Consider the following 20,238-nt stretch of genomic DNA (forward strand, 5'->3'; position numbering starts at 1 on the left):
ATGCTCGCCCTGCGTCAGGCAGGCGGCCGCTAAAACGCTTCTCGTGACATGCCTAAGCTCTAGGCGAAGGACGCCACGCGTGGTGGTACACGCCCCTTCCGAGTTCCCGTTCGGTCGCTCCTCTGCACCCATCACCTCGGGTCGTCCTGCAACGCCACCGCCCGTATCGACCGGGATGGGTGTCTGCAACGCAGCACTCCCGGAACCGCTGTTGGCAACGCCGAACCTCCCTGCGCAGCCCCGCCGGATTTCCGCCACAGCCGCGTTGGAACTCTGGCACAGGTGGTGATTTTTTCGCCAGTGCGTCAGGAATTTTCTGACGTGCAAACCTTTGTGCGCCAAGGCTTTGACAGAAAACTGAGTGCTCGCTGACTTGCTAAAAATTGTCTGCAGAAAAGCGCAGGAAACAGTTCAAGAAAGCGCCGGGAACGCCGATGCTGCAGCTATCGCATCGCACCTTGGAACCCCCCGACCATGAAGCTCGATCCTTCCATCCCTTTCTTGATGTCTCTGCTGGCCATGGTGCTGTGCACCGCCACCGCTGTCGTCGCGCTGGTGTTCGGCCAGGTGCACGTGTTGGCCAAGTCGTGGAGCTTCTACACGGTCATGGGCACCGCCCTGATCACGCTGGTCGCCTCGTACCACGCCCTCGGCAAGCCGCTGAGCGCCGAAGAGCGTGTAGGTTTCCGCAACCCGTAAGACTGGCTGGCGTCCGGGCGCAGTGGTTACTGCCGCACTGGACGCAGAAAGCTCCGCTCGTAACTGACGATGCAACGCGTTTGCTCCGCATAGGCGAACGCCGCCAGACACTGCGCATCCTGCAGCGATGCCTCCCGATACCGCTCGTACTCGGCGAGCGAGGGAAACGAAAACAGCGCCAGCGCAATGTTGTTCGCCCCTTCCGACGGTAGAAAGTAACCGTGATGCTGGCCGCCGAAGCGCGCCACCAGCGGGATCCACAACCGCGCGTAATGCTCGAATTCGGCCAGTTGATAGGGGTCGATGACGTAGCGCAGCGAACAGGTGATCATGCAGCCGGGTCCAAAAGGCAGGGGCTTCAGCATGCCATGACGCACCGCCGCAGATTCATCGACGCCCGTGTAAGCTGTTGATCCTGCTTCGCATTCCAATGGCTGCCCAGTGCGGCCAACCGTCGATGACCGCTTCCGCCGATCGCTACGCCGCCTCCCTGCGCCTGTCCGTCGCCCCGATGATGGACTGGACCGACCGCCATTGCCGGGTCTTTCATCGCCTGTTGGCGCCGTCCGCACGCCTGTATACCGAAATGGTGCATGCCAACGCGGTGATCCATGGCGACCGCGCGCGGCTGATCGGCTTCGCTGCGGTCGAACATCCGCTGGCGCTGCAGCTTGGCGGCAGCGAGCCGGCCTTGCTCGCGCAGGCTGCCGCCATCGCCCGGGACTGGGGCTACGACGAGATCAACCTCAATTGCGGCTGCCCGTCCGATCGGGTGCAGGCCGGCCGCTTCGGTGCCTGCCTCATGCGCGAGCCGGCTTTGGTGGCCGACTGCGTTGCCGCCATGTGCGCGGCCACCCGCTTGCCGATCACGGTCAAATGTCGCCTCGGCGTGGACGACGATGACGACTACGCTGTGTTCGCCAGCTTTGTCGACCAGGTGGTCGCCGCCGGCGCGGCCATGGTGGTGGTGCACGCCCGCAACGCCTGGCTCAAGGGCCTGTCGCCGAAGGAAAACCGCGAAGTGCCGCCGCTGCGGTACGACTGGGCTTACCGGCTAAAGCAGGAGCGGCCCGGCCTGGCGGTGGTACTCAACGGCGGCATCGCCGCCGTGGACACCGCACTGGCGCACCTGCAGCACACCGACGGCGTGATGCTCGGCCGTGCCGCTTACCATGACCCGTATGTCCTGCATCGCCTGGACGCAGCCTTGACCCAGCAGCCCGAGCAACCGCGCGACGCCTTGCTGCGCGCATTGCAGCCCTATGTGGAATCCCAGCTGGAGCAGGGCCTGGCCTTGAAGCACATGACCCGGCACGTCCTGGGACTGTTCCATGGTCAGCCCGGCGGGCGAGCGTTCCGACAGGTTCTGAGCGAAGGCGCGCATCGTCCGGGCGCCGGTTGGGAGCTGGTCGAGCAGGCCCTGCAGCGCACCGATTCGCGTTCCTGGCGGGTGGTCGCATAGGGTTGGCCCACCGCTTGCATTCCTGAACGGGCTGCCGGGACATTGGACGTTTCGAGGTCGTTCGGGGCATGCGCGTTTGCAGCAGGGCCCGCCCCGCGGTGTTTTTGGACCCGATCGATATTCATTTCACTGAATGCCGTTAACACGAAGCTAAAAAGTTCAGATCGGATTCACCCCGAAAAATCAAGAATTTGGCTCGATTTCGGGGTCCGGCCACATTGTGACGCGTGGCCGCTTTCACGAATTTTGAATGTTCCTGAACAACCCGCTAGGATCCGTTTGTGACCCAACTGCTCTGCCGCGCTCGCCAAGTCGCTCTGGTTGCCCTCTGGGTCGCCATGGCCGCGCCGTCGGCGTGGGGGCAGGGTTATCCGATGGTGGAGAGCGGGCGCGAGGGGCTACCCGCCTCGGCGCGTAGCAAGGGGCGCACACTGTCTGACACCATCCGGCACGTACAGCGGACAACCGGCGGAGAAATCCTTGGTGCCGAGCGCGTGCCGTTTGATGGCGGCAATCTCAATCGCGTCAAGTACATGAAAGACGGGCGCGTGCACACCGTGTATGAGCCGGAGCAGGCGCAGGCCATGCCGCCGCGCAACCCGGCACCGGCCGATGTGCCACCACGCGACGATAACCACTGAACGTAGATAGTTCTGCGTTCAGTCTCATTAATTCCCCGGCCGATGGCCGACAACGTAAGTAGGGAGAGTGCATGCGTATCCTTTTGGTCGAAGACGAAGCTCCGCTGCGCGAAACCCTTGCGGCGCGTCTGAAGCGCGAAGGTTTTGCGGTCGACGCTGCACAGGATGGCGAAGAAGGCCTCTACATGGGCCGTGAGGTGCCGTTCGATGTCGGCATCATCGATCTTGGCTTGCCCAAGATGTCGGGCATGGAGCTGATCAAGGCCCTGCGCGACGAAGGCAAGAAGTTTCCGGTGCTGATCCTGACAGCGCGTTCGAGCTGGCAGGACAAGGTCGAAGGCCTCAAGCAGGGCGCCGACGATTACCTGGTCAAGCCGTTCCATGTCGAAGAGTTGCTGGCGCGCGTCAATGCGCTGCTACGACGTGCGGCCGGCTGGAGCAAGCCCACGCTGGAATGCGGCCCGGTGGCGCTGGATCTGGCTGCGCAGACCGTCAGCGTCAATGGCGCCAACGTCGATCTGACCAGCTATGAGTACAAGGTGCTTGAGTACCTGATGATGCATGCCGGCGAACTGGTCTCCAAGGCCGACCTTACCGAGCATATCTATCAGCAGGACTTCGACCGCGATTCGAACGTGCTGGAAGTGTTCATCGGTCGCCTGCGCAAGAAGCTCGACCCCGATGGTGAGTTGAAGCCGATCGAGACCGTGCGCGGTCGTGGCTACCGTTTCGCCATTCCGCGTACCGAAGGCTGAGTTCGCGCGTCGGCAAACAGGAAGACCTCGGTGTCGGTGCGCTCCAAGTGGTATAGACGCTGGCGGCCGCGCTCGTTGCAGGCCCGCCAGCTGCTGGCCGCCAGTCTCAGTCTGGTGGCCTTCCTGGCGCTGGCGGGCTACGCGCTGGATGTGGCATTTGCCGACACTGCCGAAAAGAATCTGCGCGAGCGGCTGAAGAACTACGCCTCTGCGTACGCCGCCAATATCGACTTCGTCCGCGACGGCTCGCTGTACATCGGTGGACAACCGCCCGACCCGCGCTTCGATGTACCCGGTGGCGGGTTGTACGTGGAAGTGGTGCGGCCGGACGAGAGCTGGACCTCGATGTCGGCCGAAGGCCCGAACATTCCACATGGCCGCATGCTGGAGCCGCGCCAGGAAGAATTCATCGGCCCGCTGGAGATGACCCAGATCGACGGCAGCCTGGGCCAGTTGTATCGCTACGGCCTGGGCGTGAGTTATGTCGAACGCGAACACGGCGGCGAGATTCCGTACACGATCTACGTAATGGAAGACGCCCGCTCGATGGGCGCGCAGCTGCGCGTGTTCCGTGGTGCGGTGTGGTTCTACCTCGGCAGCGCCGGTGTGGTGTTGCTGGTGCTGCAAGCCTTCATTCTGCAATGGAGCCTGCGCCCGCTGCGGCGGGTGATCAACGAGCTGACCAAGGTGCAGCGCGGCGAAATCCAGCGCATGAGCGAACAGCATCCGCGCGAACTGGAACCGTTGACCGACAGCATCAACGCCTTCATCGAAAGCGAGCGCGACAACCTGGAGCGGCAGCGCAATACGCTGGCCGATCTGGCGCATAGCCTCAAGACGCCGATCGCCGTCCTGCGGACGCAACTGGACAGTGGGCAGTCCGAGCGCGACCTGCACGAAGAAATGGATGTGCAGCTACGCCGCATGAACGACTTGGTGTCCTACCAATTGGCCCGTGCAGCCTCCAGCGGGCACAAGCTGTTCGCCGCGCCGTTGCCGATCGAGCCGACCGCCGAAGAAATCGTGCGCGGGCTGGAGAAGGTGTATTCGGTCAAGGGCGTGTTGTGCGAATTCGATATTTCGCCGGAAGCGCGCTTTCATGGCGAGCCGGGAGATTTGCAGGAACTGCTCGGCAACCTGCTGGAAAACGGCTTCAAATGGGCGCGCAGCCGCGTGCTGCTGACCGCACAACCGGGACCCACCACCGGCAGCCGCCGTGCCGGCTTGATCCTGTCGGTGGAAGACGACGGCCCCGGCATTGCGCCGGAAGACGTGGCCAAGATTCTGCAGCGCGGTGTGCGTGGCGATGAGCGCGTGCAAGGGCATGGCATCGGCATGTCGATCGTGCAGGATCTGATCAAGGCCTACCGTGGCGAACTGCAGGTGGTGCGCTCGCAGGAGCTGGGCGGTGCCCGCTTCGATGTGACGCTGCCGCCGGGATTGTGACCGTCGGCGTTGGCCCGATGAACCCGTGGCCAATGTCCGCAACCGTTCCGACAACCGTTTAACGCCTCGCGCGTTGGCTTGACCATACTGGCTTGGTAAGCCGTTGCGATGGAGGGCTGCATGTTCGAGCAGGTTGACCAGGCAGTGTGCGTGAGCACGCGCGTGGCGCGCGCGCGGCAACTGCGTGGATGGCGCGTGCTGCCGCTGTTGGCCGGCAGCCTGTCTGCGCTCGCCTGCACCGCGGCCGAAGCGCCACTGACACCGTCGCAGACGCGCTGGCTGCAACGCGCCACCTACGGCGTGGATGCCAACAGCGCGACGCAATTGACACGGCTGGGGGCCAAGCGCTTCGGTGCGTTGTTGCTGCAGCCCAGCGATGACGCTGCGTTGCCGGCACCGGTGCGCGCACAGTTGCAGCGTTTCGATGCGTTGCACACCCCGCTGGTGGATCTGCTGACCCAGTACGAGGCCGACAAGATCCGCCTGCAGCGCATGCCCGATGGCGATGACAAGGCTGCCTTGCGCAAGAACTGGCAGGCACGCGGTGGGCAGATGCTGGTGCAGGCGCGCCAGGCGCAATTGCTGCGCGCGGTGTACGCGCCGGACCAGCTGCGCGAACAACTGGTGTGGTTCTGGCTCAACCACTTCAGCGTGTATGCCGACAAGGCGCGGGTGAAATGGATGGCAGCCGATTACATGGAGAACGCGATCCGCCCGAATGCCACCGGCAAGTTCGCCGAGCTGGTGATGGCCACGCTGCAAAGCCCGGCGATGCTGGAATACCTGGACAACGCCAAGAATGCCAAGGGCAAGGTCAACGAGAACTACGCGCGCGAGTTGATGGAACTGCACACGCTGGGTGTGCACGGCGGCTACAGCCAACAGGATGTGCAGCAGTTGGCGCTGATCCTCACCGGCGCAGGTTTGGTGCCGATCAAGGCAAACGGCGCACCGCCGTTGCCAGCTGCCGCACCCGGGCAGGCGCAGGTCGTACGCAAAGGTTTGTTCGAATTCAATCCGGCGCGTCATCAACCCGGCGACAAGATGCTGCTTGGTCAGCGCATCGCCGGTGGTGGCCTGGACGAGATCGAACGCGCGGTACAGCTGTTGGTGCGGCAACCGGCGTGCGCGCATTTCGTGTCGCAACGTCTGGCCGAATACTTCGTCAGCGACACTCCGCCCACTGCGCTGGTTGCGCGCATGGCCGCCACCTTCCAGCGCAGCGATGGCGATATCGCCAAGGTGATGCAGACCATGCTGGCCTCGCCGGAGTTTGCACAGGCGCAACCGCGCAAGTTCAAGGACCCGAACCGGTATGTCGTCTCGGCGATGCGGTTGGCCTACGAGGAGCAGCCAGTGATCAATGCCGCCCCGATGGCCAGTTGGGTGCAGCAGCTCGGCGAGCCGTTGTTCGGGCGCATCACCCCCGATGGGTGGTCGCTGCAGTCGCAGGCCTGGACCAGTTCCGGGCAACTGGCGCGACGTTTCGAAGTGGCGCGTTCGATCGGCAGCGGGCCCAAGCAATTGTTTCGTCTGGACGGCGACAACGACACGCCGATTCCGGTGGTGACGCAAATCGACATGCGCCCTTCGTACCGCTGGCTGGCGCCGTCGCTGTCTGCCGGAACGCGGCAGGCGCTGGACCAGGCGCGCTCGCCTGCGGAATGGAATGGATTTCTACTGTCGTCGCCTGACTTCAACTATCGCTGACGCAACGCTACTGACTCAACACCACTGTTTCAATGCTGCCGGCTCAACGCTCGCCAATGCAGAGAAGCTGATTCAACACCACCGATCCACGCCCACCGATACAACGAATGCCAAGCGGTCATCGCCGCGGGAGTGCGCCATGCAACGACGTCAATTTCTGCTCGCCTCTGCAGCAGCTGCGAGTATGCCGTGGGCCGGGCGTCTGTTCGCTGCGCCACGCGACAGTGCGCGCATGCTGGTGGTGTTTTTGCGCGGTGGCTACGACAGCAACAACCTGCTGGTGCCGCACGGCAGCGATTTTTATTACCAGTCGCGGCCGAGCCTGGCGATTGCGCGGCCGGATGCCGCCAATCCAAACAGCGCTGTGGCGCTGAACGCGCAGTGGGGTCTCAACCCGGTGATGCGCGATGCGCTGCTGCCGTTGTGGGAACGCAAGCAGGTGGCGTTCGTGCCGTTCGCCGGCACCGACGATCTGTCGCGTAGCCATTTCGAAACCCAGGACGATATCGAATCCGGTCAGGCGGGCAGGCGTCGCGATTACCGCTCCGGGTTCATGGCGCGCCTGTCGGGCGTGCTGAGCGGGGTGCCGGCGATCGCGTTTACCGATTCGTTGCCGTTGACCTTTCAAGGCGGTGGCGATTTGCCCAACGTGTCGTTGCGGGGCATCGGCAAGGGTGGGCTGGATGCGCGGCAGGCGCAGATCCTGTCGCAGATGTACGACAGCACGCCGCTGGCGGCAGCTGCGCGCGACGGTCTTGCCCTGCGTCAGCAGGTCACCGCGCAGTTGCGCGAAGAGATGGAGCAGGCCGGACGCGGCGCCGCCAGTGCACGCACCTTTGCCGATGAAACCCGGCGCATGGCGACGCTGATGCGCGAGCGCTACCGCCTTGGATTCGTCGATGTCGGTGGTTGGGACACGCATGCCAATCAAGGCAGTGTGGAAGGGGGCCTGGCCAATAATCTGCGCAATCTCGGCGAAGGGCTGGCCGCTTACGCCGATGCGTTGGGTCCGGCCTGGAACGACACCGTGGTGGTGGTGATTTCCGAGTTCGGCCGTACGTTCCGCGAAAACGGCAGCAAGGGCACCGATCACGGGCACGGCACGACCTATTGGGTATTGGGCGGTGGCGTGCGCGGCGGCCGCATCGTCGGCGAACAGGTGGCGGTCGAACAGGCGCAGCTGCTGCAGAATCGCGATTACCCGGTCCTCAACAATTACCGCAGCTTGTTTGGCGGCTTGCTCAGTCGCTTGTGGGGCCTGTCGCCAGCGCAGTTGGAGCGGGTGTTTCCCGGCGCCGCGCCGCGCGATCTCGGGTTGGTGTGAGCGTTCAAATGGCGATCGATCATGCGTAAAACATGCGCATGGCATCGGGTGCAGGTGCTGCAAGCGATGGCTGCGGTTCGCCGTTCGATCAGATGTTGCCGTCGAAAAAGGCGTCAACCATGCAGGTCAACCGGGCACCACGCTCAAGGCTGCACTGACGCTGCGAACGGCGAGGGCCCGTAGAAACGTTCCAGGTGCAAAGCCACCTGCGGCATCGCACGCGCCAGCAGCTGCGGTGCGGAGAAGTGATATTCGCTGACCACCGCAAAGAATTCTTCCGGTGCTTCGGCTGCATACGCGTCGATCTCGGTGGCTTCGCCGGCATCGACGCGTTGGCAAAACAGATCGTAGGCACGCTGGAAATCCCGCGCCCAGGCGCGTTGCGCATCGCGTGGCATTGGCGGTGTGCCGTCGAGCGCGCCATCCAGTGCATCGAGCTTGTGCGCCATCTCGTGCACGATCACGTTGAAGCCTGCCTGCGGATCGTCCAGGTCGGCCTGTACGTCTGCCCAGCTGACGATCAGCGGGCCTTGCTCCCAGGCTTCGCCGATCAGGGTGTCGTCCCACGCATGCATCACGCCGGCGGCATCCAGATGCGTGCGCTGCACGCGGAACGCATCCGGGTACACGATCAGCTGCGACCAGCCGCGCCAACCGGCGGCGCCGATCTCCAGCAGCGGCAGGCAGCAGGTGGCCGCCAGCACGAGCTGGTCGTGCGGTTGCAACTGCAATCCGTCGACAGGCGAAATGGTCTTCTGCTGCAGAAACTGCGCGGTCAACGCGCGCAGCCGTTGCTGGCGGGGCGGATCGAGCGCGGCAACCCATGCGCAACTGCGGCACAGCCGCTGCCACGACGCATCAGCAATCTCGGGGGGCGGCCGGCGCAGCCAGCGCGTCAACCACTGGATCAGCGGAACATGCCCGGCAGGAAACTGTGCCAACGCGGCATCGTGCGCATGCGCGGGAACAACGAATCGCCATCGCTGCCACCGCCACCGGTGGACGGTGCGGCCTTGTGCGGAGCCGTGCGTACCGGTGCCGCCTCGGGGGGGGGTGTTCTGCCGCGTGCAGCCGAATTGGTGCTGACGCAGCTGTCATGATCGCCGTCGACCAGTTGGTCCGATGCCAGGGCGGCAAGCGGAGCCAACAACAGGAGCAGGCAAACCGTGAGTCGGCGCATCGTCCACATCCAGGGCAAGCGGCGTGAGTCGCCGATCATAACGCGCTTTTCACTCCCTCACGCAAGCTGCGCTGGGCGCCCGGAAAGGCTTGGCGCATACTTTCACGGATGGATTCGGTACTTCGGGCGTGTGATGCACTTTGAGACGAGAGGCGCCGATGGCCGGCGCTGCGACACGCGGGTTGCCAGGCGTGAGCTTGGCGCGCGCATTGGTCAGCCGCATGCAGTTTCGCTGCTGCCAGCCACCCCAAAGGCCGATGTCGTGTGGCACGCCGATGCCGCATTCTGCGCGTTGCCCGGGCGAGCAGCCTGGTGTGCAGCGCTCGCCGTGTCTGGGCATGCAAAAGCCCGCGCCATCGTCACCTCACCTCTTATCGTGCGTTGCAGCCGTGGATGACCGCGCGTTGCTGGCCAGACTTGCCGGCGGCCGGCTGTCCGGCGATGCGCTGGCGCGCGATGCCGGTTTGACCCGCGCAGCGGTGTGGAAGCGCATCCAGAACCTGCGCGCGGCCGGTGTCGACATCGAAGGACGCGCCGGCGACGGGTATCGCCTGGCCACCCCGCTGGACCTGCTGGATGCGGCGCGCATCCGTGCCGGCATGGCGCCCGATGCAGTCGCTGGCCTGGCGGCGTTGGACGTGGCCTGGACGCTGGAATCCACCAACACCACCTTGCTGGCGCAGCCGGCGCCCGAACAGGGCGTGGCGGTGCTGCTGGCCGAGCGCCAGACCGGCGGCCGTGGCCGGCGCGGCCGTCAATGGACCTCGCCGCTGGGCGCGCACATTTATCTGTCGGCGTCGCGCCGATTCAGTGGTGGGCTGGGCCAGCTGGCCGGGCTCAGCCTGGCCGTGGGCGTGGCGGTGGCCGAGGCCCTGCGCGGCTGCGGGTTCGCCGATGTCGGGCTGAAGTGGCCCAACGATCTGCTGGCGCGCGAGCGCAAGCTGGGCGGCCTGTTGATCGAAGGCGGCGGCGAGATGGCCGGCAACGCGCGTGCGGTGATCGGGCTAGGGTTGAACGTGCACATGCCGGCGGCGGCAGCGGCCGGCATTGACCAGCCGTGGGTCGATCTGGATACCCTGGCCGGCCGGCCGGTGTCGCGCGACCAGGTCACGGCAGCGGTACTGTCTGGACTGCTGCCGGCGCTGGACCTGTTCGAGGCACAGGGCCTGGCGCCCTTCCTGGGGCGCTATGCGGCGCTGGATCTATTGAGCGGGCGGGCAGTGCAGGTCGAAGAGGCCGGCACCCGACATCATGGCGTCGCGCTCGGCCTGGCCGCCGACGGTGCATTGCGGGTGCAACTGGGCGACACGGTGCGCCTGTTCCACTCCGGAGAAGTGAGCGTGAGACCTGCATGAGCGAGTGGTTGTTCGACCTGGGAAATTCGCGGTTCAAGTACGCGCCGCTGCACGGCGACCGGGCCGGCGAGGTGCAGGCATGGGCGCACGGCGCCGAGGCCATGGATGCGGCCGCGCTGGCGGCGCTGCCGTCCGGGCGTATCGCGCATGTGGCCAGCGTGGCTGCACCGGCATTGACGCAACGCATGGTCGCATGCCTGCAGGAACGCTTTGCGCAGGTGCGCATCGTGCGCACGGCCGCCGAATGCGCCGGCATCCGCATCGCCTATGCCGACCCGAGCCGCTTCGGTGTGGACCGGTTTCTGGCATTGCTGGGTGCGCGTGGCGACGCACCGGTGCTGGTGGCCGGGGTGGGCACTGCGCTGACCATCGATGTGCTCGGTGCCGATGGGCAGCACCACGGCGGGCGGATCGCCGCCTCGCCCACCACCATGCGCGAAGCGCTGCATGCGCGCGCGGCGCAGTTGCCAGCCAGCGGCGGCGACTATGTCGAGCTGGCCAACGACACCGACGATGCCTTGACCTCCGGCTGCGATGGCGCGGCGGTGGCGCTGATCGAGCGCAGCCTGCAGCACGCGCAACGCAGCCTGGGCGTGCCGGTGCGGCTGCTGGTGCATGGCGGCGGCGCGCCGCCGTTGCTGCCGTTGCTGCCCGGTGCCACCTTCCGCGCGGCCCTGGTGCTGGATGGACTGGCGACCTGGGCGCTGCATTCGTCTTCGCTGTAAAGCGTTGCCGTGTGCGGCTTGGGTGAGAAGCATGGGGCATCGGTAGCCGAGTGGCTGCCGGAGTTCTCGGCAGCAGGGTGCTTGGCACACCGGCGACATAGCTCCCGGGCAGAGCAGCTGGGGACACGCGTTGCCGCCGGCCGGTGGCGCACCGAGAGTGTGTTGCGCGCCTGGTCGAGCCGCGACCGCTTCGCACTCCCCCCAAGCCACATGACAGGCCCTAAAATCGTCGCATGTCTGTACGCGCGCTCATCGTTGTCCTGATCATCCTCAATGCCGGGGTGGCGCTGTGGTGGGCGTTGCAACCACCACCGGCGCCGCCGGCCGCGCCGCCGCAACCGCCCGGGGTTGCTCGACTGGACCTGCTGCCGATGGTGCCGACCAAGGCGACAGCCGCGGTGTCGCGTCCCGTCGTGGCGACAGCTGCAACGCCTGATGCCAGTGCAGTGGTTGCATCCAAGACGCCGGCTCCTGCGCCGATGGCAGCGACGGCGTCTGTGCCCGAGCCTGTGCCAACGCCGGCAATGGCCGAGACGGCCCCGCGTCCAGTCGACGCTGCAGCGGCAGCGAACAGCGCTTCCAAAGCTGTTGACGAAAGCACCGCCGTCGCAAAGCCCGTGTCCGTGCCGACACCGCCGGAGCGCTGCGTCAGCGTCGGGCCGTACGCGGCACGTAGCGACGCCGATGCCGCACTGGCGCGCGTTGGCGGCCAGGCCAGCCGCGCCAGCGTGCGCGCGGATACCGACGCCGGGGTCAGCACGTTCCGGGTGATGTTGCCCAATGTGGGCGACCGCGCCGCGGCGCAGGCTCTGGTCAAGCGCATTACGGCTGCCGGCATCGGCGACTATTACGTGATTGCGCAGGGCGAGGACAACACCGTTGCGCTGGGGCAGTACCAAAGCCGCGAGCGCGCCGAGCGGCGCCAGGCCAGTCTGGTCAGCGCAGGCTTTCCCGCGCAGTTGGTGCCCAGTGGCAACGGTCAATCGCGCTGGTGGATCGATGTGCGCAGCACGGTGGCGGCCGCCACATTGCAGAGCGCTGCAGGTGCGACGCGTCAACGATCGCTAGATTGCTCCGCCCTGCGCTAGAATGCGCACCGGCGTGCAATGCGCCCACCAGTGCCGGCATAGCTCAGTTGGTAGAGCAACCGCCTTGTAAGCGGTAGGTCCCCAGTTCGAATCCGGGTGCCGGCACCATAGTTGAGGCGTAAGTTTTTGATATGCAAGAGATTAAAAATCTCACTTACTCTAGCTTACTCACTTTTCTACTCACCTGGACTGTTTGTGGCTCGCAAGTCCATATCGCTTCCGTCAAAAAGGAATCCGTTGCTGGCGGAAGCGCAGAATGCGTTGAGCCCTGAAGAAGTCCAGGCACTGCCCAGGAGTAAAAGCTCTATTTTCCCTCCAAGTCTCGAGACCTGTCTGAGCGAGGCAGAGGCGCGATTGAAGATCCTTTTTTCATCGAGGATCCCTGAGCCTTACGGCGAGCCCTGGCGCGACGCCTGGAGGCGGATGGAAGTTGCTGCGCGCACCAACCGCGAACGGGGGGAAGTCTACCGGCTCTCGTTGGAGAGATTCGAAACCTTGTTGCAGAACACTCCAGAGAGGGCGCTGTGTGCACTGGCAAGCCTGGAGAGCTTGCTGAATGCTCGTTTGGCAATCAGTCAAGGGAACCCGGTCTCGGCATGGGTTGCACTGATTGACTGCAATTATGAGCTCGGCCGAGCTAGCAGCCAGATCACCGCCCAGGAGGGTGCTCAGAAGAATGGAGCAGGAAGTCACCTAGAGGCAATCAGCGACTACACGTTGAGGTTGTTGAAAGAAATGCCTTCTAATTCTTTCAGGTCCAAGGTCGACATTTATCGAGCGCTTGAGTCGAAGCTTGAATCATTTTCTGATTTGGCGCTAGACAGAGATAGCGCAACACTCGCCCGATTCAAATCTGGTATCCCGAAGGATGTTCCAGAATTCCTAAAACGCCGGTCGTTGTCGGATCATGCACATAGCATCGAATACGAGCGAATTTTGCTCGCTGGGCGCCCAAGTAGAAAGAGGCGCTAATGAGCGCCTCGTGGCTTTCTAGGCCGACCTCTGGTGCCCCTTTTGGGTTTCGGAATTTCCGACTTCCCAAAAGCCCTGCCTAGATTCTGGGCCAACTTGATCAAGCTGTCAGCCTTGGCAAGATACCCCGCAGCATATTGTAAATTTTCCCTCATTTCGGAATCATGATGCTCAATCATGCCCACTCCGAGCTTGCCTCTCTCCGCGTATTTTTTTTGTCCGCGTTGCAGTTCCAATAAGCACCCTCTCCATCTGTTATTTCTTTCCAAATTTCTCCAACCACCTTGGAAATGCGAATGTCCTTGCATACCTCATTGCCATCCAGCAAAACCAGCAGATGAATGTGATAAGACTTGAAGGGTCCTTTCTCAAGCTTCCAGATATAGCCTACGAGATCTGGAAATCTTCGTCTTATCCGCCTAAGCAGCCGCCGCAAGTCGTCCTTCATGCGAAGGGGATCAACGTCCGCTTCTAGCGACTTCCGGAACTTAATGGACATTCCCAAATCTATTCTTGAAACGAGCAGTCGGCTGCACAGTGAGAACAGCTTGTCTATGTACTGCCTTGCACTTCTTGAGTTCGCATTAGCCGTTCTTTCGGACTTGTGAATCGCAGCTTTGGTGCCATTCTCGCGGCCTTGTTGGCGAAGCTCCGCCACAAAAGCGTTCGCCTCATCTGCGGATGCATAGAGATCAAGAGCGCTGAAGCTGTGCCGTTCAACGACTTTAATTAGGATCCCCAGGTAAGGATTTAGCTCTATGCCTCGGAACTCGTTCGCTATTGAAAGTATGCAGATCTTCGAAATATTTCGTAGGTCGCTACCAACTTTGCAGGTTGGCTCTGAGACAAGGTATGTGCCACGACTTCCTTCGGTAAATAGAACATTTTTGCCCGTAACTACCTTTTGAACGACCTTTATGCACTCCAAGAGCTGCCTGGGGTATCGATCCGATGGAAGTAGGATTGTGCTCTCGTCCTCTCCGAACTTGTTCCACTGCTCCCAATGATGTAGAAAAGCCTCCTCGTCTTTGAATTTCATATATTTTTCTCTCTTGCCTTGCCTATGTCTGATGATTGCTGGCCGAGGATGCCATTGCCGCTCTTCGGTCGTTTCGGTCTCTTGATGAATTTATATTTGAGCTCATCGTCCAGCCTTGTTGGGTTGCACAAAGGAGTATCGATTCACGCGTAATGAAATGAAATGAAATATAGAAAATATAGAAAACATAAGTTCCGATAATAAGAGTGGATTGGGGGTTGGAATATGTGGGTATTTGTTATTGCTCTACTGCGCATGAGGTCCGTGCCGCACTCAAATCGAGAGTGGTCCACTTAGCGACAAATTCTGGCTGTCCGGTTTGACGAAATCTCGCTCCGCAATGCGTTGGTCGACCCATGCATCCACTTCGTGTTCGATCCACGCTACTCGACCCGGTCCCTGACGAATCGGTTTGGGAAAATATTGATCGTAGCGAGGGGATCCAAGCTTGATTTTTGCCCAGATTGTTGATTTGCCCATAGCTAGCTTTGTGGCAACATCCTCCACTGATAAAAGCTTGTAAGAGCAAATTTGTCGGGAGATGTTCAAGCTTCTAAACGATGTGGTCGGTCTGGCCGGGACGCAGACCATACGACCGCTTGCAGAAGCGCGCTAGGCAAAAGCTTCTATCCCCCTTAATTTGGGCGATGTTGCTCGGTCACCTTGCCTCGCAGTCGAGAGCGAGCCGTCAGGAAGCGCAGCAAAAAAGCCGACGGCAAATGCCGACGGCTTTAAACGTCGATCCATGTAGATCTCCATCTCTATCGCCCGCAAGTGCGTCAGTCTTCGGAGGATCAATGCCCCTAGCAAAGCCGTTTCAGACGCCTGAGACCACCGGTGCGGCAAGCGGGACAAGGCGACCCCCGCAAACCTCAAGCTATCAAGCAACCGGCGCCGGGCGAACCCCCATCAAGGGCAACATTCCCGCAACGGAAAGAGGGCTGTTCACCTGCCTAGATAGCATGACTACGAACGCACTCCCATCACGCCCCCACGGGGCGAGCCGATGCTCTGCACTTCCAGAGAAGCCCTAGAGGCAGGATGGGATGGCAGCAGGCAAAGCGTTGATGGCCCTAGCCATAGAAGCGCGGACGCAGTCCATGCCTAGCCGGCGGCAAAGCAGGTAAGCTCATCACCGGATGAGGACGCAGCGCCAAGATGGCTAGGAGCAACGTATGGTAAAGACAACCGAAGACAGACCCAAGCCAGGCGAGTTCTTCATCCTTGAACCCGATGCGCGCAGAGGCGGCCCCGGGCACGGTGTGGTTTTTGAGAACCGCAAAGCTCTGATCACTCCGCCTCGGCTCATCTTACGGCCAGAAGAGGGGGGCTTCCCGCCGCTTCAAGAGATTCCGCGCCTGGTACACCACCCCAAAGAGGGTGCTTTGCCCCAAGACTTAGAAGGCGGATTTAGCGGCTATTGGCTGGTGTCCGAAAGGCTCCGCAGGGTGATGGATTCTGTGGACCCCAATGCGTTCGTTTTTGTGGAAGCCGAATATCGACTTGCGGATGGCTCAGCGGGTCCGACGTTCTTCCTCTGCGATGTGGTGCGAACAGTAGATGCTCTCGACGAAGACGCTTCTCAGCTCAACATCATCATCAGCGATGAGTTTGTTGAGGGGAAGTATTACGACCTGACCGGTGATGTGCGCCTCGCTTTCAAGAAAGATGTTCTCGGTTCGGCTCATGTCTTCCGCTTGCCTTATCACGGCATGGTCTTCTGCGACCGGGTATTCAAGGATGCTGTCGAAGCTGCAGGCATCGGTGGCCAAAGCGGTTCCGATGGGCTTTGGTTTGATGACGTGGTGGATAGCTAAATCCCGCAAAGAGACAAGGAAAATGGAATCCGAGCCATGTCTAACTATCGGACACTGTTTCAAGACCATCATGAGATCGAGCAGCAGACGCTGAAGAACAGCAAGCTGCTCGCGACATTGCAAGAAGCTGGAAAGTTCGACATCCATGCCTCCGAAAACCGTCTCTTTCTGCCGGCTGACCCCAGGCTTGCACAAGCCATGGGCATCACGCCGCACAGCGGCGGCCCTCTTGCTGAATACCAGAGAGGAATGCTTCGGAACCTTGACCAGATTGAGAAGACCCGCGACTACCGGTCCGCCTTGTCTGGCGATGCCGCCGCGCTTGATCGCGTGGTCCAAAAAGTTGAGCACCTGCGTGATACGGTCAAGGTTGGTTTGATCAATGGCGACTTGAATACCAATACGCCAATCGGCCAAACGGCTGCACAGACCTCGCAGAAAGTTCGAGATTTCTTTCATAACGTTTCGTCCTACAGTCAAGCCCACGCCCAGCAGCTACAGAACCTGAAAGGCTTCAGTGGCGTTGACCACGGCTGGGGTGCTGTCACGAACTCCGAGTCGCGCATCGTCGTCGCACTCAACCAGATACAGGTCAACAACACCCCGCTAACTCGAGGCGGGAACACTGAACTTCAACGCAGCGGGCTATCCCTCGCCCTTTCCAATGCCCATCAAGACGGGCGCGTGGCGTTGTCTGAGCAGGGCATCCTCAAGGTCGAGCAGGTTCTCGGTGAGGAAGCCGCACAGAACCTGCGCGTGCCCCGAGGCCAGCGCGGTGCCGCGTCCATGGAAGTGCTGCTTGGCAATGCGTCGGCGAGCACTTTGGTGCGCTCGGGAGGTTTGTTGGCGACCGGCGCGGATGCGGTGTTAACAGCTCGCCGTTCGGCGGAGCTACTGGAACAGGGCAATGCTACTGCCGCGCAATCGGAAGTTCAGCATGCCATTGCCCGCAATGCGGGCGGCTGGGCCGGTGGCGCGTCCACTGCCGCTGCGATTGGTGGCAGCGGTTTCGTGCCTGCTGCCCTAGTGGTGGGCGATGCGCTGTTGATGAGCAAGGCGTTCGACAAAGGCGCCGATCTGCTGGACAACCGCGCCATCTACCACCAGACCGACAAGGCCGGCGTGGAGTGGCAGTTCAACGGGCGCAACTGGCAGCGCGAAGCGGCTATCGATCTCGCCCAGGATCGCCGCCGCACGTCAGGCGAGCAGCCCGTGGTCGCCAGCTACGAAAAGTCGCAGGAGCTGGGTGCGCTGGCCAATGCGAAAGCGGTGGAACTGGCGCTGGGCAAAGCGCCGCCGCCCCAGGATCCGTTCAACCTTCCGGCTCAAGCAAGCGACCAAGTGGGGTTGGACAACCAAAACTGGCGGCGCAATCCCGAAAGCCAAGCATGGGAACGCGAAGTCAAAACCTCCGTGTCAGGTGCCAACGACCGGGGCAGCTACGAACACCAAACCGCCTCCCCGGAACGCACGCAACAGCTCAACCAAGAAGCGCTAGGTCGCATCGAAAGCAACATCGCCACGGGGCGCGAAGCCATCGCCGTCGCCTACTTGGAAAACCATGCCGCGCAGCGTGCTCAGGCCTACGGAGTGGAAGTGCCGGCGGCCGTTCAAGCCGCCCAGGCCAAGCCCGGCGCGGTGCTCGGTTCGGACGCTCGGCTTTACCAGCGCACCGAATTAGGACAGTGGGCCGGCAGGGATGGCGTCGCCAGTGGCAACCTGGCGGTGGAGCTGGAACTCACCAACCAGATGCGCCAGCCCTCGCTGGAACGGTCACAAGAAGCCCTGGCAGCGATCCAGGCGCTTCCCGCTCCCACGGCGGCGCAGATTGAGCACAACGAGTTGCTGCACCGTTACCGGGCGGCAGGCGTTGATTTGAACGTCAACCCAGATACTCAGCAGGCCGTGACGCTGGCTTCGCAGCGGACCATGGATGCCAACGGCATCACCGGGCCGACCATGCAGCAGTTGCAGCGCAATGAGTCAGGGCAATACGGCTACGACAGCCCCATTGCGCACCTCCAGCGCGGCAACGATGGGGTGACTCGCGTGGTGGCCGTGACCAGCAGCGAGGACATCCGGCAGGCGTTGGGTGAGGCGCGAGGTAATCGACAAGAGTCGGCAACCTTTGCTCGTGCGCCCGAAGCGACCGGAGAGGCGGACACCTCGACCTCCGAATCGTCCAATCCGCAGCAAGTGCTGGATATGCAGGCACGCATGCAGGCTTCCGTCGCGGCGCAGGCGCGGCAAGAACGCGAACAGCAAGACCGTGTTGCGCAAGAGCAGCACGCCGCGCAGGTGCGCGAGCACCTTCAGCAACCACAGCCTGGGCGCGAAGATCGGGCGCAGAGCGAGCAGGCAGTCCAGGCGCACGCGGTGTTGGAAGGTCAACGCCAAGCAGAGCAGCAGCGTGAGCTAGAAGAGCGCCAGGTGCAGGAGCGCCAAGCGCAGACCAGCCAGCAACGCGAGCTGCAGGAGCGTGGGGAGAGGGATGCCCAGCAACGGCAGGCGCAGGAACGCCAAGCTGACAATCAGCAGCGGGAGCAACAAGACCGGCAGGCTCAAGAAACCAGGCAGGTTGAGGCCCAGGAAGGTCAGGCTCGGCAAGCGCAGCAACAAGACCAACGCCAAGAAGCCTCGCAGCAACCGGACGCTCAGCTGCACGCTACGGATGCGGCGCCGGTTCAACAAACGCCGCGGCCCGAGTTGCAGCAGACAGACGTCTACCAGCAGCTAGAGACGCATAACCAACAGGTAGGCGAACGCGCGGCTCACACTACGCTTGACCCACGGACGCGGGCACCTGATCCAGGCGACGCGCAGCCGCAAGCACAAGAAGGAGCAAGCGCACTGGAAAGGCAGGCGTTGGAGAGTCGCGATACTGCGCACCTCCAAGTGTCTCCCTCTGGGGGCCGTGGATCCGGCGACCAACCCGTGCAAAGCGTGCAGACCGATGCGGTGTCCCCGGCGCTGTATCGCCATGTGCAAACGCAGCCGGCGGAGATGGAGCAAGCGCCGATCCGCCAGCAAGACGTGGCGCGTGAGCAGGAGGCAGAGCCGGTTCGGCCCATGGCCACAACAGTTCCTGAGACAGCAGAACCGTTGATTGCATCGCCTTCCACACCGTCTGCCACGCCTGAGCGAGAAGCCGAGACCGAACAGCCCCGTCCTTCAAACGCCTTGCTCGCTGATCATGGTGCGCCGGTGCTGCCCCCAGAACACTTCGCGCAAGCGCGTGAGCAGTCATTGGCAAGCAGTGCCGACACTCGCGTGCCGGTCGGGTCTTCTGACGCAGAAAACCAACGCACCCAATCGACACCGGCGCAGGATCGTAGCGCCGCAGACCCGGGTGGTGCTCTGTTCCTCGAAGAAACCATGCGCTCGCTACGCCAGCTGCAACGGGAGATTGAGCTGGCGGATCGGGAAGACGAACGCTTCCACCAGGAATGGAAGGAGTATCGCGAGCGCGGAGAACCTTATCCTTTCGTTCGCGACGGCGCGCGGGACCGGGAGAGCGGAAGCATGGATGCATTCAATGCGCACGAACAAGGCCACCGCTCTCCCAGTGAAGCTGCCGAGCAAACCGATGACTTTCCAGCTATGGCTCAGCACTTCGCCGGTCCAGGGGTAGGGGATGCGCCAACCGATTCGTCGCAGACTCAGCGAAAATCCATCACCGGCGACCCGGATGTGGACGAGGTGCTCTACGCGCTCGACAGCAAGAACGAGCTGGCGATTGAGCAGGCTCTAGATCGTGTCGCCAATAGTGCAGCGACGCAGGCGCTGTTGAAGAAGGGCAACGATTTCCTGGAGGCGCAGGCTCAGCAGGAGGCCCAGGAGCTCGCCGCCACACGCCAGGCACTAGGGATGGATGTCTCAGCGGAGGTCAACACCAGCCGTGGGCCGGTGATGGTGCTGACGCTGCCGGAGTTCGCCAAGGGGCCGATGCAGAGCGGTCCCCAAGGGGACGGCGGTGGAGGTGGAGACGGTGGAGGCGGTGGTGGTGGGGGCGGCGGTTAGTCAAA

Annotated in this window: 18 protein-coding genes and 1 tRNA gene; 14 read left to right on the plus strand and 5 right to left on the minus strand. The window is 62.6% G+C overall.

The features are described from left to right. The first annotated feature begins 474 nt into the window (after positions 1-474). Positions 475-699, plus strand: a complete 225-nt coding sequence (locus A7D16_RS01185) for a hypothetical protein (protein ID WP_064629058.1) — start codon at positions 475-477, stop codon at positions 697-699. A 26-nt stretch (positions 700-725) separates the two neighbouring features. Here A7D16_RS01185 and A7D16_RS01190 read toward each other — a convergent pair whose 3' ends face one another. After that, the gene (locus A7D16_RS01190) at positions 726-1,064 is read right to left on the minus strand and encodes an NIPSNAP family protein (RefSeq protein WP_239686921.1); all 339 of its coding nucleotides are present in this window, start codon (positions 1,062-1,064) and stop codon (positions 726-728) included. Positions 1,065-1,156: 92 nt separating this feature from the next. On the opposite strand from A7D16_RS01190, the gene dusA reads away from it, so the two are divergent. The 6 genes from dusA to A7D16_RS01220 all read left to right on the plus strand — a co-directional run bounded on the left by dusA (position 1,157) and on the right by A7D16_RS01220 (position 8,037). Continuing rightward, positions 1,157-2,161, plus strand: a complete 1,005-nt coding sequence (gene dusA, locus A7D16_RS01195) for a tRNA dihydrouridine(20/20a) synthase DusA (RefSeq protein ID WP_064629142.1) — start codon at positions 1,157-1,159, stop codon at positions 2,159-2,161. A gap of 338 nt (positions 2,162-2,499) precedes the next feature. Continuing rightward, a complete protein-coding gene (locus A7D16_RS01200; protein WP_064629062.1) occupies positions 2,500-2,802 on the plus strand; it encodes a hypothetical protein in 303 nt (100 codons plus the stop codon). A gap of 71 nt (positions 2,803-2,873) precedes the next feature. Next, the gene (locus A7D16_RS01205; protein ID WP_002808458.1) at positions 2,874-3,557 is read left to right on the plus strand and encodes a response regulator transcription factor; all 684 of its coding nucleotides are present in this window, start codon (positions 2,874-2,876) and stop codon (positions 3,555-3,557) included. Positions 3,558-3,632: 75 nt separating this feature from the next. After that, positions 3,633-5,003 (plus strand): ATP-binding protein, encoded by a 1,371-nt coding sequence (locus A7D16_RS01210; RefSeq protein WP_181920419.1) that lies wholly within the window; start codon positions 3,633-3,635, stop codon positions 5,001-5,003. Between the two features lie 120 nt (positions 5,004-5,123). Then, positions 5,124-6,713 (plus strand): DUF1800 domain-containing protein, encoded by a 1,590-nt coding sequence (locus A7D16_RS01215; RefSeq protein ID WP_064629144.1) that lies wholly within the window; start codon positions 5,124-5,126, stop codon positions 6,711-6,713. A 139-nt stretch (positions 6,714-6,852) separates the two neighbouring features. Then, positions 6,853-8,037, plus strand: coding sequence for a DUF1501 domain-containing protein (locus tag A7D16_RS01220; RefSeq protein ID WP_064629066.1), 1,185 nt, complete (start codon positions 6,853-6,855; stop codon positions 8,035-8,037). A gap of 143 nt (positions 8,038-8,180) precedes the next feature. On the opposite strand, the gene A7D16_RS01225 is transcribed toward A7D16_RS01220, so the two are convergent. Further along, on the minus strand, positions 8,181-8,936 hold the full coding sequence (locus A7D16_RS01225) for a M90 family metallopeptidase (RefSeq protein ID WP_064629069.1): 756 nt from the start codon (positions 8,934-8,936) through the stop codon (positions 8,181-8,183). Positions 8,937-8,944: 8 nt separating this feature from the next. Further along, on the minus strand, positions 8,945-9,256 hold the full coding sequence (locus A7D16_RS01230; RefSeq protein WP_064629071.1) for a hypothetical protein: 312 nt from the start codon (positions 9,254-9,256) through the stop codon (positions 8,945-8,947). Positions 9,257-9,555: 299 nt separating this feature from the next. Between A7D16_RS01230 and birA the strand changes: the two genes are divergently transcribed. The 5 genes from birA to A7D16_RS01255 all read left to right on the plus strand — a co-directional run bounded on the left by birA (position 9,556) and on the right by A7D16_RS01255 (position 13,357). Beyond that, positions 9,556-10,572 (plus strand): bifunctional biotin--[acetyl-CoA-carboxylase] ligase/biotin operon repressor BirA, encoded by a 1,017-nt coding sequence (gene birA, locus A7D16_RS01235; protein ID WP_064629146.1) that lies wholly within the window; start codon positions 9,556-9,558, stop codon positions 10,570-10,572. Further along, positions 10,569-11,297, plus strand: a complete 729-nt coding sequence (locus A7D16_RS01240; RefSeq protein WP_064629073.1) for a type III pantothenate kinase — start codon at positions 10,569-10,571, stop codon at positions 11,295-11,297. Before birA ends, A7D16_RS01240 begins: the two co-directional genes overlap by 4 nt. A gap of 233 nt (positions 11,298-11,530) precedes the next feature. Further along, the gene (locus tag A7D16_RS01245; protein ID WP_064629075.1) at positions 11,531-12,385 is read left to right on the plus strand and encodes an SPOR domain-containing protein; all 855 of its coding nucleotides are present in this window, start codon (positions 11,531-11,533) and stop codon (positions 12,383-12,385) included. A gap of 32 nt (positions 12,386-12,417) precedes the next feature. Next, positions 12,418-12,493, plus strand: a tRNA-Thr gene (locus A7D16_RS01250). An 87-nt stretch (positions 12,494-12,580) separates the two neighbouring features. Beyond that, a complete protein-coding gene (locus A7D16_RS01255; protein WP_153043101.1) occupies positions 12,581-13,357 on the plus strand; it encodes a hypothetical protein in 777 nt (258 codons plus the stop codon). Positions 13,358-13,532: 175 nt separating this feature from the next. Here A7D16_RS01255 and A7D16_RS01260 read toward each other — a convergent pair whose 3' ends face one another. After that, complete coding sequence (locus tag A7D16_RS01260; RefSeq protein ID WP_064629079.1) at positions 13,533-14,396, minus strand: YagK/YfjJ domain-containing protein; 864 nt, start codon at positions 14,394-14,396, stop codon at positions 13,533-13,535. A 273-nt stretch (positions 14,397-14,669) separates the two neighbouring features. Then, complete coding sequence (locus A7D16_RS21005; RefSeq protein ID WP_161945001.1) at positions 14,670-14,945, minus strand: helix-turn-helix transcriptional regulator; 276 nt, start codon at positions 14,943-14,945, stop codon at positions 14,670-14,672. A gap of 626 nt (positions 14,946-15,571) precedes the next feature. Here A7D16_RS21005 and A7D16_RS01265 point away from each other — a divergent pair. Next, entirely contained in the window at positions 15,572-16,213 is a 642-nt protein-coding gene (locus A7D16_RS01265; protein WP_064629081.1) for a DUF1629 domain-containing protein, read from the plus strand. Positions 16,214-16,249: 36 nt separating this feature from the next. Beyond that, a complete protein-coding gene (locus tag A7D16_RS01270) occupies positions 16,250-20,233 on the plus strand; it encodes a hypothetical protein (RefSeq protein WP_064629083.1) in 3,984 nt (1,327 codons plus the stop codon). Positions 20,234-20,238 lie beyond the last annotated feature (5 nt).

It is taken from the genome of Xanthomonas nasturtii, from assembly GCF_001660815.1.
In the GTDB taxonomy this organism is placed as follows: Bacteria; Pseudomonadota; Gammaproteobacteria; order Xanthomonadales; family Xanthomonadaceae; genus Xanthomonas; species Xanthomonas nasturtii.

What these genes read in the sequence shown, in the direction of transcription:
- A7D16_RS01185 (WP_064629058.1), top strand. Translation starts at nt 475, where the DNA reads ATGAAGCTCGATCCTTCCATCCCTTTCTTGATGTCTCTGCTGGCCATG.
- A7D16_RS01190 (WP_239686921.1), bottom strand. Translation starts at nt 1,064, where the DNA reads ATGCTGAAGCCCCTGCCTTTTGGACCCGGCTGCATGATCACCTGTTCG.
- dusA (WP_064629142.1), top strand. Translation starts at nt 1,157, where the DNA reads ATGACCGCTTCCGCCGATCGCTACGCCGCCTCCCTGCGCCTGTCCGTC.
- A7D16_RS01200 (WP_064629062.1), top strand. Translation starts at nt 2,500, where the DNA reads ATGGCCGCGCCGTCGGCGTGGGGGCAGGGTTATCCGATGGTGGAGAGC.
- A7D16_RS01205 (WP_002808458.1), top strand. Translation starts at nt 2,874, where the DNA reads ATGCGTATCCTTTTGGTCGAAGACGAAGCTCCGCTGCGCGAAACCCTT.
- A7D16_RS01215 (WP_064629144.1), top strand. Translation starts at nt 5,124, where the DNA reads ATGTTCGAGCAGGTTGACCAGGCAGTGTGCGTGAGCACGCGCGTGGCG.
- A7D16_RS01220 (WP_064629066.1), top strand. Translation starts at nt 6,853, where the DNA reads ATGCAACGACGTCAATTTCTGCTCGCCTCTGCAGCAGCTGCGAGTATG.
- A7D16_RS01230 (WP_064629071.1), bottom strand. Translation starts at nt 9,256, where the DNA reads ATGATCGGCGACTCACGCCGCTTGCCCTGGATGTGGACGATGCGCCGA.
- birA (WP_064629146.1), top strand. Translation starts at nt 9,556, where the DNA reads ATGCAAAAGCCCGCGCCATCGTCACCTCACCTCTTATCGTGCGTTGCA.
- A7D16_RS01240 (WP_064629073.1), top strand. Translation starts at nt 10,569, where the DNA reads ATGAGCGAGTGGTTGTTCGACCTGGGAAATTCGCGGTTCAAGTACGCG.
- A7D16_RS01245 (WP_064629075.1), top strand. Translation starts at nt 11,531, where the DNA reads ATGTCTGTACGCGCGCTCATCGTTGTCCTGATCATCCTCAATGCCGGG.
- A7D16_RS01260 (WP_064629079.1), bottom strand. Translation starts at nt 14,396, where the DNA reads ATGAAATTCAAAGACGAGGAGGCTTTTCTACATCATTGGGAGCAGTGG.
- A7D16_RS01265 (WP_064629081.1), top strand. Translation starts at nt 15,572, where the DNA reads ATGGTAAAGACAACCGAAGACAGACCCAAGCCAGGCGAGTTCTTCATC.
- A7D16_RS01270 (WP_064629083.1), top strand. Translation starts at nt 16,250, where the DNA reads ATGTCTAACTATCGGACACTGTTTCAAGACCATCATGAGATCGAGCAG.